The organism is Actinomadura macra NBRC 14102 (assembly GCF_001552215.1).
Classification (GTDB): Bacteria; Actinomycetota; Actinomycetes; order Streptosporangiales; family Streptosporangiaceae; genus Spirillospora; species Spirillospora macra.
In genome coordinates, this window is the sequence record NZ_BCQT01000019.1 from 86,861 (window position 1) to 100,791 (window position 13,931).

16 protein-coding genes are annotated in these 13,931 nt (G+C 74.8%); 4 read left to right on the forward strand and 12 right to left on the reverse strand.

Annotated features, from left to right (window positions below; genetic code table 11):
• Positions 1–12: 12 nt before the first annotated feature.
• Positions 13–594 (reverse strand): cysteine hydrolase family protein, encoded by a 582-nt coding sequence (locus tag AMA02S_RS30060; protein WP_067465604.1) that lies wholly within the window; start codon positions 592–594, stop codon positions 13–15.
• A gap of 199 nt (positions 595–793) precedes the next feature.
• On the opposite strand from AMA02S_RS30060, the gene AMA02S_RS30065 reads away from it, so the two are divergent.
• Complete coding sequence (locus tag AMA02S_RS30065; protein ID WP_067464831.1) at positions 794–2,065, forward strand: carboxylate-amine ligase; 1,272 nt, start codon at positions 794–796, stop codon at positions 2,063–2,065.
• A 136-nt stretch (positions 2,066–2,201) separates the two neighbouring features.
• On the opposite strand, the gene AMA02S_RS30070 is transcribed toward AMA02S_RS30065, so the two are convergent.
• Both AMA02S_RS30070 and AMA02S_RS30075 read right to left on the reverse strand, forming a co-directional pair.
• Complete coding sequence (locus AMA02S_RS30070) at positions 2,202–2,702, reverse strand: DinB family protein (RefSeq protein WP_067464834.1); 501 nt, start codon at positions 2,700–2,702, stop codon at positions 2,202–2,204.
• A gap of 27 nt (positions 2,703–2,729) precedes the next feature.
• Positions 2,730–3,356 (reverse strand): class I SAM-dependent methyltransferase, encoded by a 627-nt coding sequence (locus AMA02S_RS30075; protein ID WP_067464837.1) that lies wholly within the window; start codon positions 3,354–3,356, stop codon positions 2,730–2,732.
• Between the two features lie 86 nt (positions 3,357–3,442).
• Here AMA02S_RS30075 and AMA02S_RS30080 point away from each other — a divergent pair, with 86 nt between their 5' ends.
• Entirely contained in the window at positions 3,443–4,048 is a 606-nt protein-coding gene (locus tag AMA02S_RS30080) for a helix-turn-helix domain-containing protein (protein WP_067464840.1), read from the forward strand.
• A gap of 13 nt (positions 4,049–4,061) precedes the next feature.
• Here the strand turns inward: AMA02S_RS30080 and AMA02S_RS30085 are convergent, their stop codons facing one another.
• The 6 genes from AMA02S_RS30085 to AMA02S_RS42225 form a co-directional block, all read right to left on the reverse strand.
• Positions 4,062–4,295 (reverse strand): hypothetical protein, encoded by a 234-nt coding sequence (locus AMA02S_RS30085; protein WP_067464843.1) that lies wholly within the window; start codon positions 4,293–4,295, stop codon positions 4,062–4,064.
• 44 nt (positions 4,296–4,339) lie between these two features.
• Entirely contained in the window at positions 4,340–5,389 is a 1,050-nt protein-coding gene (locus AMA02S_RS30090) for an NAD-dependent epimerase/dehydratase family protein (RefSeq protein WP_067464848.1), read from the reverse strand.
• Between the two features lie 189 nt (positions 5,390–5,578).
• Positions 5,579–6,415, reverse strand: a complete 837-nt coding sequence (locus tag AMA02S_RS30095) for a methylated-DNA--[protein]-cysteine S-methyltransferase (protein WP_245667896.1) — start codon at positions 6,413–6,415, stop codon at positions 5,579–5,581.
• On the reverse strand, positions 6,412–7,074 hold the full coding sequence (locus AMA02S_RS30100) for an RNA polymerase sigma factor (protein ID WP_245667897.1): 663 nt from the start codon (positions 7,072–7,074) through the stop codon (positions 6,412–6,414). The genes AMA02S_RS30095 and AMA02S_RS30100 overlap by 4 nt, the downstream gene beginning before the upstream one ends.
• Before the next feature lie 91 nt (positions 7,075–7,165).
• Positions 7,166–7,831, reverse strand: coding sequence for a response regulator (locus AMA02S_RS30105; RefSeq protein WP_067464851.1), 666 nt, complete (start codon positions 7,829–7,831; stop codon positions 7,166–7,168).
• Positions 7,828–8,088, reverse strand: a complete 261-nt coding sequence (locus AMA02S_RS42225; RefSeq protein WP_157430908.1) for a hypothetical protein — start codon at positions 8,086–8,088, stop codon at positions 7,828–7,830. The genes AMA02S_RS30105 and AMA02S_RS42225 overlap by 4 nt, the downstream gene beginning before the upstream one ends.
• Positions 8,089–8,285: 197 nt before the next feature.
• Here AMA02S_RS42225 and AMA02S_RS30110 point away from each other — a divergent pair, with 197 nt between their 5' ends.
• Together AMA02S_RS30110 and AMA02S_RS30115 are read left to right on the forward strand one after the other, a co-directional pair.
• Positions 8,286–10,241, forward strand: coding sequence for a sensor histidine kinase (locus AMA02S_RS30110; protein ID WP_067464854.1), 1,956 nt, complete (start codon positions 8,286–8,288; stop codon positions 10,239–10,241).
• Positions 10,238–10,915, forward strand: coding sequence for a response regulator (locus AMA02S_RS30115; RefSeq protein WP_067464857.1), 678 nt, complete (start codon positions 10,238–10,240; stop codon positions 10,913–10,915). The genes AMA02S_RS30110 and AMA02S_RS30115 overlap by 4 nt, the downstream gene beginning before the upstream one ends.
• A gap of 63 nt (positions 10,916–10,978) precedes the next feature.
• On the opposite strand, the gene AMA02S_RS30120 is transcribed toward AMA02S_RS30115, so the two are convergent.
• The 3 genes from AMA02S_RS30120 to AMA02S_RS30130 all read right to left on the reverse strand — a co-directional run bounded on the left by AMA02S_RS30120 (position 10,979) and on the right by AMA02S_RS30130 (position 13,797).
• Positions 10,979–11,818 carry an ABC-2 transporter permease gene (locus AMA02S_RS30120; RefSeq protein ID WP_084265744.1) on the reverse strand — a complete coding sequence of 280 codons (840 nt, stop codon included), beginning with the start codon at positions 11,816–11,818 and terminating at the stop codon, positions 10,979–10,981.
• Between the two features lie 29 nt (positions 11,819–11,847).
• Positions 11,848–12,777, reverse strand: a complete 930-nt coding sequence (locus AMA02S_RS30125; protein ID WP_067464860.1) for an ATP-binding cassette domain-containing protein — start codon at positions 12,775–12,777, stop codon at positions 11,848–11,850.
• Positions 12,778–13,008: 231 nt separating this feature from the next.
• On the reverse strand, positions 13,009–13,797 hold the full coding sequence (locus AMA02S_RS30130) for a phosphatase PAP2 family protein (RefSeq protein ID WP_067464863.1): 789 nt from the start codon (positions 13,795–13,797) through the stop codon (positions 13,009–13,011).
• Positions 13,798–13,931 lie beyond the last annotated feature (134 nt).

The following is a 13,931-nucleotide window of genomic DNA, read 5'->3' on the forward strand; positions in this document are numbered from 1 at the left end:
GATCCGGTCATCCTACCCGGTGAGTGAGTCGAGGGTGGCGATGGTGGCGAACCGTCCGGCGAGGGCGTACTCGGTGCGGGCGATGATCTGGTCGGTGGGCAGGGTGGCGGGGTCGGCGAGCGTTTCGGGCAGGGGCCGGTCTGCGGGGGCGTCGCGGTGGGGGATGGGGAAGGTGGCGGTGGCGTCGGTGACGAAGGTGACGGTGAAGCCGAGGTCGGCGGCCAGGCGGGCGGTGGTCTCGCAGCACTGTTCGGTTTGGATGCCGCAGACGAGCACCTCGCGGATGCCGCGTGAGGTGAGCAGTTGCTGCAGGTTGGTGGTGGTGAAGGCGTTGCGGGAGGTCTTGGTCAGGACGGGTTCGCCGTCGCGGGCCTGCAGGCCCTCGATGAGGCGGACGTGCCCGGAGGCGGGGTCGAAGGGGGTGTCGCTGGCGGGTTCGGTGTGCAGGATCCACACGACCAGGTCGCCGGCGGCGCGGGCGGCGTCGGCGAGGCGGGCGGTGCGGGCGGCGATGTCGGGGGCGGAGACGGCCGGCCAGAGCGGCATGCGGCGGAAGGATTCCTGGACGTCGATGACGAGGAGCGCACGGGTCATGGGGTCGATGATGGCGGCGCGGCGGGGGTGCGCGGGAGGCATCATCGCGGCGTGATGCGGAACGATCCGGTCATCGGAACCGGGGGTGGGCGTCCGCGCGGCCGCCGCCCCCCACAAAAGGATCTTGGTTTGTGGTGGGACGGCAGGCCGTGATCGGGCATGTCCGGAATGGACGGGTCCGGTTGGACGGGGGGTGGCCATGGACGAGACCGCGGTGGTCGCGGGTCCCGGCGCGCCCGGGGTGACGCTGGGGGTGGAGGAGGAGTTCCTGCTGGTGGACGGCTCGGGGGAGTGCGTCTCGGCGGCCGAGGCTGTGCTGGCGCGGGTACGCGCACACCGGTGGGACGGGTCGTTCCAGACGGAGTTGCTGGCGTCGCAGGTGGAGGCGGCGACGGGGGTGTGCGGGGACCTGGCGGGGCTGCGGGCGCAGTTGCGGTTCGCGCGGGCCCGGCTGGCGGAGGCGGCGCGGGAGGGCGGGCTGCGGCTGGTGTCCTCGGGCACGCCGGTGCTGGACGGCGCTCCCCCGCGACCGGCGCGGGGGGAGCGGTTCGGGCGGATCGCCGCCCTGTACGGCCACGTGATGCAGGACTACCAGGCATGCGGCTGCCATGTGCACGTCGGGGTTCCCGACCGGGACACGGCGGTGGCGGTGGTGAACCACCTGCGGCCGTGGCTGGGGATGCTGCTGGCGTTGTCGGCCAACTCCCCCTTCGATCACGGCCGCGACTCCGGCTACGCCAGCCAGCGGCTGGTGGAGCTGTCGCGGTTTCCCGGCGCGGGGACGCCGCCGTGGTCGGCCTCGGCGGCCGACCACGACCGCCGGGTGGGGATGCTGGTGGAGTCGGGGACGCTGGTGGACGCCTCGATGACGTTCTGGCTGGCGCGGCCCTCGCCGCGGTGGCCGACGGTGGAGGTGCGGGCGGCCGACGCGGCGGCGACCGCCGACGAGGCCGTGTTGCAGGCGGCGCTGGTCCGGGCACTGGTGCGCACGGCCCTGGCGTCGCTGGCGGCGGGGCGGGAGGCGCCGCGGGTGGACGATCAGCTGTGCGCGGCGGGGCTGTGGAGCGCGGCCCGCCATGGCATGGACGGCCCGGCGGTGGACATCTGTGCCGGGCGCGTGGTGCCGGCGTGGCACCTGCTGGAGGACCTGCTCGCCCGGGTCGCACCGGCGCTGGCGGAGGCCGGTGACCTGGCGGAGGTGACCGCGCTGGTGGAGGCCGTCCGGCGGGCCGGGACGGGGGCGCGGCGGCAGCGGCACGCGGCGCGCGGGGGGATGCGGCCGCTGGTGGAGATGCTGGCCCGGCAGACCGAGGGGGGCCGGCTGCCGGGCCTGGCGGCTGCCGGCGCCGGTGGCGGACCAGAGGCGGGAGCGGAGGCAGGGGCGGAGGCAGGGGCGCAGCGGCGGGGGCTGTGGAGCGGGCGTGAGCGGGTCCTGCGTCACGACGTCCGTCTTGGCACGGAGGAACCATGATCGTGGAGCGGGGTGCCGCAGGGCGAGTGGTGCCGGTGCTGCCGGGGGTGGTGGTCGCTGGTGGTGGTGCACACGGCGCCCGCCGGCGGCCCGCTCCCCGGGCGAGGAGGGGGGACGGGGACGGGTGAGCTGTGGGTCAGCGGCCGGTGGCTCCGTCGATCAGTTCGCGCAGGATGTCGGCGTGACCGGCGTGCCGGCCGGTCTCCTCGATCATGTGGGCGAGCGCCCAGCGCACGCTGGGAGCGGGGCGGCCGGGCCGAGGCCGCGGGACGGGTGCGCCGAGGTCGGTGCATCCGTCCAGAACGTTGTTCGCGCGCTGGACCGTCGTGCGGTAACGGTCGACGACGTCGGCGACGCTGTCGGTCGGTGCGGCGTTGAAAGTGGCTTTCCAGTTGGTGACGTTGTCGCCGAGGAACGTGGCGCCTTCGACGAACGTGAGGTGGTTGAGCAGGCCGAGCAGGTTGGTGCCCGATGGCACCGCGGCCGTGCGGACCTGCGGTTCGGGGGCGCCGTCGACCTTGGCGGCGATACAGGCCCGCAGGTAGTCCAGGAACCCGCGCAGGGTGTCGGCCTCGCTGGGTGCGGTCTGGGGCGGCGGGGCGTCGCGGCGGCGGGGGGCCGTGGGCTTGGCGGTCATGGTGGTCTCCTTCAGGTGGTGCGGCGATCAGGTGGTGCGGCGGATGAGCAGGACGTGGTCGGTGACCTCGGCGGTGCGCCCGCCCGGCCCGGTCGCGATCCGGCGGGGTGTGTCGGCCCGTTCGATCGTCCAGGTCGCCGGGTCCAGGTCCAGTCCCGCCGCGACCTGCCGCGGGGTCGGATACCGGGCGTCGGGATCCTGGTTCCATGACCACGGTGCGGTCGAGCCGTGGTCGACGACCAGGAGCCGCCCGCCCGGGCGCAGCGCGTCGGCGGCCGCGCGCAGGACGGTCGCCCTGTCCAGCTCGAAGGGGGTGTGCAGGTAGTGGGCGCAGATCAGGTCGAATCGGCCCTGCGGGAAAGCGTCATGCAGGTCGTGGCGCAGGGCGGCGACCTGGGCCTGCAGGCCGCGGGAGCGGACGAGGCCGGTGAGCCGGCCGACCGCCACGGCCGAGATGTCGACGGCGGTGACGTGCCATCCCCGGCGGGCGAGCCACAGCGCGTCGCCGCCGTCACCGCATCCGAGGTCCAGCGCCTCGCCGGGCGGCAGGCCCGTGACCGTTTCGGTGAGACGGTCGTTCGGCCGCGGATCGGTGACTGCCGGCCGGGCCGCGTAGACGCCGTCCCAGAAGGTGATCGTGTCGGTGGTGTTCATCGGGGCTCCTCACTCGGGACGCCCTCAGTCTTGCCAGACCGGCCCCGATCTGGCACGGATTCTTGCGGTTCTGGCAAGGTGGTGTCGTGGACGGCGAAACAGAGGACGTGCTCGATGCGGTGGGGCCGCGGCTGCGTGCGCTGCGCCGCGACCGGGGGATCACCCTCGCCAGCCTCGCGGCGACGACCGGGGTGTCGGAGAGCACGCTGTCGCGGTTGGAGAGCGGGCAGCGCCGGGCGACCCTGGAGTTGCTGCTGCCGCTGGCCCGTACCTACGACGTCCCATTGGACGATCTTGTCGGTGCTCCGCGCACGGGTGACCCGCGGATCCATCTGAAGCCGATCCGGCGGTTCGGGATGGTGTTCATCCCGCTGTCGCGGCGGCCCGGTGGCACGCAGGCATTCAAGATGATCATCCCTGCTCGGCCGGCGCCCCGGGAACCGACCCCGCAGACCCACGAGGGGTTCGAATGGCTGTATGTGCTCAACGGGCGCCTGCGGCTGGTGCTCGGCGAGCGTGACCTGAGGTTGTCGGCCGGTGAGGCGGCCGAGTTCGACACGTCCCTGCCGCACTGGCTGGGCAGCGCGGACGGCGGCGTGGTCGAGTTGCTCATCCTGTTCGGCCTGCACGGGGTGCGTTCGCACGTGCGGGCCGCGCCTCGTCGCTCCCCGCGCGGCGACACGAAGCGGTGACGAGCGGGGGCGTTCAGCCGCCGAGGCTGTCGAGGGCGACGTCGAGGCGCTGGGCGAGGCTTTCGAGTTGTTCCTCGTTGGCGCCGGTGTCGAGTTCGGCGATGACGGCGTTGCGGGTGGTGATGACCATCATGTCCTCGGCTCCGCCGGGGACGACGGCGGCCTGTCCCGCGACGATGACGAGCGCGGCGTCGCGGTCGGCGGAGGCCAGCAGGGCGTGCAGGTGGGCGGGTGTGATCGTCGGCATGGGCGGCCTCCTTGATCGGTGCGGGTGCGGGTGCCGGCGGGCGGTCAGGGTGCGCGGCCGACACCGGTGGTGAACTCGCGGGCGCGTGCGGGGCCGCCGGTGCCGGGGGACAGCGGCGGGGTGTCGCGGCCGGCTCCGGTGCGCAGTCCGTCCAGGAACTCCTCGATCGCCTCGCGGGAGGTGTGTTCGGGGATCCAGCCGAGTTCGTCGCGGGCGCGGGAGACGTCCATGAGGGGGACCCGCAGGGCCAGGTCGAACAGGCCGGGGGAGGCGGGGACCAGGTGCAGGGTCCAGGCCACGGCGAGCGCGGCGCGGATCCCGCGGGCGGGCAGGCGGACGGGCCGGGCGTGGAGGAGGTCGGCGAGTTCGGCGGCGTCCAGGACGGGGTCGGCGGCGATGTTGAACGCGCCGCGGGCCTCGCCGAGCGCGGCGAGCGCGAAGGCGCGTCCCGCGTCGGCGGAGTGCAGGGCCTGCAGGCGCAGGCCGGGCAGGTCGGGGACGATGGGGATGAGGCCGGGGCGGGCGAGCCTGCTGGGCAGCAGCGGCCCGGCGAACAGGCGCCGCTGCTGGGCGGCGGTCTGGCGTTCGAAGATGAACCCGGGCCGGATCCGCACGACGCGGCGGCCGGGGTGGCGGGCCTCGTGGGCGTCCAGGAGCCGTTCGACGTAGGACTTCTCGCGGCTGTAGGCGGCGCCGGGCCAGCCGTGGGTGGGCCAGGACTCATCGACAGCGCGGTCCTTGGGGCCGGGGGAGTAGGCGCCGACGGAGGAGGAATACACCAGCGCGGGGACGTCGGCTTCGGCGGCGGCGTCGAACACGCGGGCGCTGCCGACGGCGTTGGTGTCCCAGGTGACGGCGGGCCGGTGGGTGGGTTGGAACAGCCAGGCCAGGTGGATGACGACGTCGGCGCCGCGCAGCAGGGGGACCAGGTCGGTGTCGGTGACGTCGGCCTGGACCCAGTCGGTCTTGGGGGCCAGCCGGCCGGGCCGGCGGCGGGCCAGTCCGGTGATCGCGGTGACGCGCGGGTCGGCGGCGAGCGCGCGGACGGTGCAGGTGCCGATGTTGCCGGTGGCGCCGATGACGACGACCCGCATGTGAACTCCCCCTCGTCGGCCGTCCAGCGGTCAGGTGGACGAGTCCGCCCCATTCCCGCCTGACGTCGATCTATGCGCCGGTGATCGGCCGACCGCACCCCGCAGCGAGTTCCCCGCGCCGTGCGGTCGCCGTGACCGTGTCCCGTGGAGCGTGCCCGGGATCGCGTCGGTGCCATGGCCGGGGTGGGGTCATGCGGGTTCGGGTTGGCCGGGGCGGCAGTGCAGGCAGGGACGGTAGCCGGCGGCGCGCGCGGCGGTGAGGTCGCGGAACCCCTGCCGGTGCGCGGGGGTGATGCGGCGGGCGTCGGCACAGGTGGGGTAGCAGACGATGCCGGTGCTGTCGCTGCCGATCAGGTGGACGCCCCGCGCGGCGAGCCCGGCGAGCTCCTCAAGGTCGACGTCCTCGGCGCGCAGCAGCCGTTCCTTGGCGGCGGCACCGAACACATACCCGCCGACGGCGCCGTCGGAGCGGGTGACACGGTGGCAGGGGATCAGCAGCGGGACGGGGTTGCGGCCGAGCGCGGACCCGACGGCCCGCACCGCCTTCGGCCGTCCGGCCTGCCGGGCGACCCACGCGTAGGGGCGGGTCTGCCCGCGGGGGATGGCGGCGGCGGCGCGCAGCACGGCGGCCTCGAAGTCGGAGAGGCCGCGCAAATCCAGGCGCAGCCCGGCCAGGCGCCCGGTGCGCAGCGCCGGGACCAGCCCGGCGGGCGGGCGGGCGGCGGGCAGCAGCGGCCGGGCGAACCGGGCGCGGAACGCGGCGGTGAAGGCGGGCTCGTCCATCCCGGCGCGCAGGTAGGCGATGCCGTGGTCGGTGAAGGCCACCTGCAGGTCCTCCAGGGGGCCGGGAACGTGGACGCGGCGCGCGGCGATGCGGTCCAGCAGCCCGTCGGGCGCGTCGGCGACCAGCCCGGCCAGGCCGTCCACCAGCGGGTCGGCGGGGCGGCCGTGCCGCGGGGCCGTGCCGCCGCTCGGACCACCGGCCGGGGTGGCGGACATCGTGGGGATGGGGTCGGTGCGGTTCATGGGGTGCCCCCTTGCGGGTGATGGAGCGTGCGGAGCCGGGCCAGGCCCCGGGAGATGTGGGATTTGACGGTCCCCTCCGGCAGGCCCAGCACGGCGGCGATCTCGGCGACGGGCAGGTCGGTGACGTGCCGCAAGACGATGGCGGCACGCTGCGCGGCGGGCAACGCGTCCAGGAGCCCGGCCAGCTCGCGTCCGGTCTCGTGGCGGGCGGCCGCGTCCTCGACGGGCTCGGCGGGGTCGGGCGGGTCGGGGGCGTCCTCCAGCGGCGTGGGCGGCGGCCGCCGCGCCGCAGCCCGCAGCCCGTTGCGCCACAGGTTCGTCAGGATCGTCAGCAGCCACGCGCGGGGCCGCAGCGCCGCGATCCGCTCGGGCGGGTACCCGCACAGGGCGCGGTAGGCGCGCAGGAACGCCTCGGCGGCCAGGTCCTCGGCCTCGGCCCACCGCCCGCACAGCCGCAACGCGGTGGAGAACACCGCACCCCGGTACGCCTCGTACAGGACGGCGAATCCGGCGTCCAGATCCTGGGCAAGCGCCGCGGTGACCTGCCCCGCCACGTCGGTGGCGGGGCCGGTGGTCTCGCCGGCCGGGCCCGGCCCCGCGCCGGCGGCATCGGGGTCGGGAGCGGGCGTGTGGGGGAGTGCTTCGTCCGTGACCGTCACATCCGTTCAACACCGCGGTGACCGGCCCGGTTGCACGGCCCCTTCCCGTTCGGGGCGACCGCCGGCCGAGGCGGCGCCGGGCGAAGGGGGGTCAGCCGAGCCAGCCGGGGCGGATCATGCCGGTCTCGTAGGCCAGGACGACCAGCTGCGCCCGGTCCCGCGCCCCCACCTTGGCCAGGATACGGCTGACATGGGTCTTGGCGGTGGCGGGGCTGAGGACGAGCCGCCCGGCGATCTCCTCGTTGGACAGCCCGGCCGCGACCAGCTCCAGGACCTCGCGTTCACGGTCGGTGAGCGCCGCCAGTTCGGTGGCGGGGGGCGGCGCGGTGATCCGGGACGCGAACTCGGCGATGAGGCGGCGGGTGACGGTCGGGGCCAGCAGCGCGTCGCCGCGCGCCACGACCCGCACGCCGTGGATCAGCTCGGGCGGCTCGGTGTCCTTGACCAGGAACCCGCTGGCACCGGCCTTGATCGCCCCGTACACGTAGTCGTCGAGGTCGAAAGTGGTGAGGATGACGACGCGCACGGCCTCCAGCCGCGGGTCGGTCATGATGCGGCGGGTGGCCTCCAGCCCGTCCAGGACGGGCATGCGGATGTCCATCAACACGACGTCGGGGCGCAGGTCGGCGGACATCCGCACGGCCTGTTCCCCGTTCCCGGCCTCGGCGACGATCTCGATGTCGTCCTCGCCCTCCAGGATCGACCGGAACCCCGCCCGTACCAGTGTCTGGTCGTCGGCCAGCGCCACCCGGATCACGTGATCTCCTCCCTGTGCTCGTGGAGGCCGGACAACGGCGGCCGCGCCCACCCACCCGGCCGCTCGACGATCGTGCTCATGGTCAGGGTGACCAGCAGAACACCCACCGCGAGGACAGCGTCCCCCGGCCGGAGCAGCAGCGGGCCGGGCCGCAGCGGCACGCGCTGCCGGCGCGTCCGGCGGGCCCTCCCGCCCGGCTCGGCCGTCCCGCCGGTTCCGGGTGCCCGCACCGGTCGGGGCGGTCGGGTCTCAGTCACGGCCCCACCGTAGTTCAGCACTTCAGCGACCCCCGGCCGGGACCGCACCGATGATCAGCGTAGCGGTACCAGCGGGCCCACCCGTCCCACCCTCGGCCGGTCACCGGCCGCAGGCGGCCACGACCGTCCGGGCCGGCTGCGGGCTGGTTGACTTTCGGCAGTATCAGCGCAGATCACCGGCTTGTAGCGTGGGACGGGTGAACCACTCGGCGACCACCTCCCAGCGCACCGGGCGGGGCCTGGCCGGCCGGGCAGCGGCCGCACGCGCGAGCCTCGGCGCGGCCAGACCCGCCGTCAGCACCGCGGCACGGACGTTCACCCGGGACGTGCGCACGGGCGCGCTGCGGGCACGGCTACGACGCCCGACCCGGTCCATGCTCGTCAAGGACATCGTGCTGTACACGGTGCTGGCGTTCCCGGTCGCGGTCGGCCTGCTCACCCCGATCGAGGCCGACGGGGCCTGGTGGGCCCAGGCCGCCGGCCTGGTGATCCTGCTCGCCGCGATCACGGTGTCGCGGATCTGGCCGCTGGCGGCGCTGATCGCGGTCGTGGCGCTGCTCCTGCTGAACGGCAACTACGGGTTCGCGATCCCGGTCCTGTCCTACCTGGCGGGGCGACGGTCCGCCAGGGCGCGCCCGGTGCTGTGGGTGTTCACCGGGGTGTTCGTCGGCGGGACGGTGCTGAACCTGCTCCGCGGCATCGACGTGACGACCTGGTTCCCGCTGACGATCTGGCTGGTGCTGCTGGGCGTCCTGCCCTGGCTGGTGGGCCGCTACTGGCGCCAGTACCAGGAACTGCTGCGCGCCGGGTGGGAGCGCGCGGACCGGCTCGAGCGCGAGCAGCGCATCATCGCCGACCGGGAGCGGCTGCGCGAGCGCGCCCGGATCGCCCAGGACATGCACGACTCCCTCGGCCACGAACTGGCGCTGATCGCGGTCCGGGCGGGGGCGCTGCAGGTGGCGTCCGGGCTGGACGAGCGGCACCGGCACGCGGCGGCGCAACTGCGCGCCGGCGCGGCCGAGGCGACCGAGCACCTGCGGGAGATCATCGGGGTGCTGCGGGTGGACACCGCCGGCGAGGCCGAGGCCGGCGAGGGCGACGGCCGGGGCGGCCCGCGGATCCGCCCGACCGGGGAGAGCATCCCCGATCTGGTGGAGCGTGCCCGCGCCTCGGGAATCCCGGTGCGCCTGGCGTTCACCGGCACGCCCAGCGGCCCGGGCAGCGGCGGCGGCGCGGACGGCGACCCGCTCCCGGCGCTGGCCGGGCTGGTCGGCCTGGCGGCGCACCGTGTCGTTCAGGAAGGCATCACCAACGCCGTCAAGCACGCCCCGGGCGCCGCCGTCACCGTGACCTTGGGCCCCACCGTGCACGCGGCCGCCGGCAGAGAAACCGGAACAGACACCGACGCTGACGGGACCGCCGGCGGGGACGGGGTGGTCCGGGTGACCGTGACCAACGAGCCCCCCAAGGCGCCACCGTTGATGCCGCTCGGCGGCGGGAGCGGCCTGACGGGCCTGGCCGAGCGTGTCCGCCTGACCGGCGGGACGCTGCGCGCAGGCCCCACCGCCGGCGGCGGGTTCGAGATCGTCGCCGACCTGCCCACCACACCGCCCGCCTCCGCCGACGCGTCCGCGACGGTGCAGGACGCCGCGCCGCGGGCGGTGTCCGACCACGGCGCACCCGCCGGCGCCCCCCACTCCGGCCACCCCGCTTCCACCGACGCCGCCCCGGGCGCGGGGGAGTGGGCGTCGGAGTCGGCGCGGTACCTGGAACGCGAGCGCCGCCAGGTGCGGCGCGGCCTGATCGTGGCGATCGCCGTCCCCGCCGGGTTGATCATGGTGTTGGCGGCGGTGATGGTCGTCTACTTCGTGTCCGCCACGTTCGACTCGGTGCTGCGGCCCGCCGACTACGACGCGCTGCGCGTCGGGGACCCGCAGGCCCGGGTGGAGCGGGTCCTGCCATCCCGGGAGGCGATCGGCGTCGGCGACATCCGGCTCCAACACCCCGAACCGGCCGGCGCGGACTGCCGCTACTACCGCCCGGACGCCAACGTGCTGGGCCTCAGCCGCATCTACCGGCTGTGCTTCACCAACGGCACCCTGACCAGCAAGAACACCTACCCCAGCGGCACCACCGGGAAGGACGGCCAGTGATCCGGGTTCTGCTCGCCGACGACGAGGCGATGATCCGCGCGGGAGTCCGGGCGATCCTGTCCGCCGACGCGGGGATCGAGGTGGTCGCCGAGGCCGCCGACGGCCACCAGGCGGTCGAGCTGACCCTCGGCCACCGCCCGGACGTGACCTTGCTGGACATCCGGATGCCACGGCTGGACGGCCTGGCCGCCGCGGCCGAGCTGCGCCGCGTCGCCCCCGCCACCGGCGTGATCATGCTGACGACGTTCGGGGAGGACGAGTACATCGCCCAGGCCCTGTCGGGCGGCGCGAGCGGTTTCCTGCTCAAGTCCGGGGATCCCCGCGAGCTCATCGCCGGCGTCCGGGCCGTCGCCGACGGCGCCGCCTACCTGTCCCCGAAGGTCGCCCACCGGGTGATCACGGATCTGAGCGGCGGCCGCATGTCCAGCGGCGCCCGCGCCCGCGAACGCACCGACGGCCTCACCCCGCGCGAGCGGCAGGTCCTCGCGCTGCTGGGCGCGGGCCTGTCCAACGCCGAGATCGCCGGGCGGCTGCACGTCGTGGAGGGGACCGTCAAGGCGTACGTGAGCGCCATCCTGACCCGCCTGGACGTCCGCAACCGCGTCCAGGCCGCGGTGATCGCCTACGAGGCGGGTCTCGTCGACGGCATCGACGAGACCCCCCGCACCCCCTGACCCCCCGGCACCGCCTGACACGCACCACCCGCCCCCGGCCGAAAAGGGACGGGGGCGAGGTGGTCAGCCGTCGCGGCGGCGCAGGACCACCACCCCGCCCCACAAGGCGGCACCCGCCCACACCACCAGGATCACCAGCCCCACCGACCCCGGGTAGGGGCCTCCGCCGCCGGCCAGGAAGTACCGCCCCGCGCTGCTGGGCAGACCGTCCGACACCCGCACCAGCAGCTCCGAACGGCTGTTGGCCAGCGTGACCGGCACCACCATCAGAAACAGGAACGCCGAGGTCAGCGTCGCGGCGGTGCTGCGCAGCACCGCCGCGACCCCCAGGATCATCAGGCTCACCAACGTCAGGTACACACCGGACGCGACCGCGTCCCGCACCAGATCACCACCGCTCAACCGCCCCCACTCCTTCAGGACCGGATCCGCGGTCGCCGTCCCCACCAGGGTCAGCACGATCCCCGCGGGGAACACCACCCCCGCGACCACCGCCCCCTTGGCCAGCATCATCCGCCACCGCACCGGCACGCACTGCAGCGTCGTGCGGATGCTGCCGGTCGCGTACTCCCCGGTGAGCGTCAAGATGGCCAGGGCCAGCACCACGAACTGCACCATGTCCATCGCCCTGGCCGCGACCCCGCTCGCCGACACCACGCCCGCGGGATGGTCCCCGACACCGGGGTGATTGTTGGTCGCCACCGTCGAGGACGCCTTGATCAGGCAGATCAGGGCCATCATCACCAGCGCACCGGCCAGCACCCACGCGGTCGAGCGCAGCGACCACATCTTCGTCCATTCGGCGGCGACAGCCCCGCGGGTGCCGCCCCCGGTCACCTCCGACGGCCCGCCGCGCGCCTCCCGCGTCCCCGCGCCCGTTCCCGCGGCGCGGCCCCCGGTCACACCCGTCGTCCCTGGCGTCCCCGTCGTCATCACCGGGCCCCCGTCCCCGCGCCGGGCAGCGGCGCGGCGTACTCCACGCTCGCGCCCGTCAACTCCATGTACGCCTCCTCCAGCGAGGCGGCCACCGCACTCAACTCCAGCAGCGGCGCCCCGCCCTGGTAGGCGATCAGCCCGACCCGCTCCATCGGCAGGCCCGCCACCATCAGCGCGTCCTCGCCCGCCCGCCTCACCTCGGCGCCCTCGGCCTCCAGCCGCGCCACCAGCTCCCGCGACCTCGGGCTGCGGACCCGCACCGCGTTGCGGGAACTGCCCGCGATGACCTCCGCGACCGGCGCATCCGCGATCAGCCGCCCCTTCCCGATCACCACCAGCTGGTCGGCGGTCAACTGCATCTCGCTCATCAGGTGGCTGGAGACGAACACGGTGCGCCCCTCGGCCGCCAACGACCGCATCAACCGCCGCACCCACAGCACCCCATCGGGGTCCAGCCCATTCACCGGCTCGTCGAACATCACCACCGCCGGATCCCCCAGCAGCGCCCCCGCGATCCCCAGCCGCTGCCCCATCCCCAGAGAGAACGACCCGGCGCGCTTCCCGGCGACCGCCTGCAACCCGACCGTGGCCAGCACCTCCTCCACCCGGCCCGCGGCGATCCCGTTGCTGCGCGCCATCGCCAACAGGTGCCGGCGCGCCGACCGTCCCGGATGCACCGCCTTGGCGTCCAGCAGCGCCCCCACCTCCCGCAGCGGGTGCCGCAGCCGCCCATACGGGCGGCCGCCGACCAGCGCCTCACCGGCGGACGGGCGGTCCAGACCGAGGATCATCCGCATCGTCGTGGACTTCCCGGCCCCGTTGGGTCCCAGGAACCCGGTGACCCGCCCCGGCGCGATGTCCAGGGTCAGGTCCCGCACCGCGGTCTTGTCCCCGTACCGCTTCGTCAGACCCCGCAGCGTGATCATCGAGCCTCCCGTCCGTGGTGTGCCGTCACGGATCCGAAGCTAGGAGGCGGGGGAGGGGCGCCGCAGTGCGCGAACGTCGCCGTCCGACCCCCACTTTCGTCAGGGCCCACCCCGGGCACACCACAGCCATGCCTGACCCGCCACGCCGGCCCCACCACACCAGCGGGCCGGCCTCCAGACGGCGCCGCAGCACCACCCAGAGACCGGCCCGGCCTCGCCAACGCGCCCGCGCTACCGGAGCGGACGTCCCCCTCCGACACCGCCCATCACGTCCGGCATCGTGACCGCCGCCTCCCCACCACCCGCGACCGCACCCGCGGGGGCACCGGCCGGAGCAGCCTGCGGCGCACCGACCGCACCCGCGGGCACGACCGGACGCCCCGTCGCTGCCTCCGGCACCCCCACCGGAGGTACCGGGACCCGACGCGCCCCCAGCAGCACCACCCCCGCCGGGACCCCCCGCAGCACCTCCACCAGCGGCTCGGCGACCCGCACCAGCACCAGCGCCATGACCGGGGCCACCACGACCCCGACCACGAACCCCATCGCCACGTCATGCGGGTAGTGCACCCCCACGAACACCCGCGAGAACGCCATCAGCGCCGCCAGCGGCAGCACCAGCGGCGCCATCGCCCGCCACGCCACCACGATCGCCGCCGCCGACCCCGCCGCGATCGTCGCGTGGTTGCTCGGGAACGACCAGTCACCCGGCGACGGGCACGCCGCGATGTTCATCGCACCCGCCACCGCACGGCACGGACGCTCCTCCCGCAGGTAGCTCTTGGAGACCTCGCTCACCAGATACGCCGCGACCATCGCCAACGGCGCCGACAGCGCCAGCCCCATCGCCCGCGCGTCCCCGCCGCGCGCCCGCCACCAGCCCGCCACGAACAGCACGGCGAACAGCAGCAGCCCCGCGTCCGTGCCGACCTCCGCCAACGAATGCACCCACGACGGCGTGCCGTGCGCGAACCCGGTGATGTCCCGGTACAGGTCGGCACTGAAGTCTGGCGCTCGCATACTCTCCCTCACGATCGAGGCGGCCTCTCCAGGAAATGAGATCCCGGACAGACCGCCAAAGTTCACTCTACGTTCACGAACACGTAAAGCCTGTCACGTAAGGGCGCCCACGCGCCGAGAATCCACCCCACCGT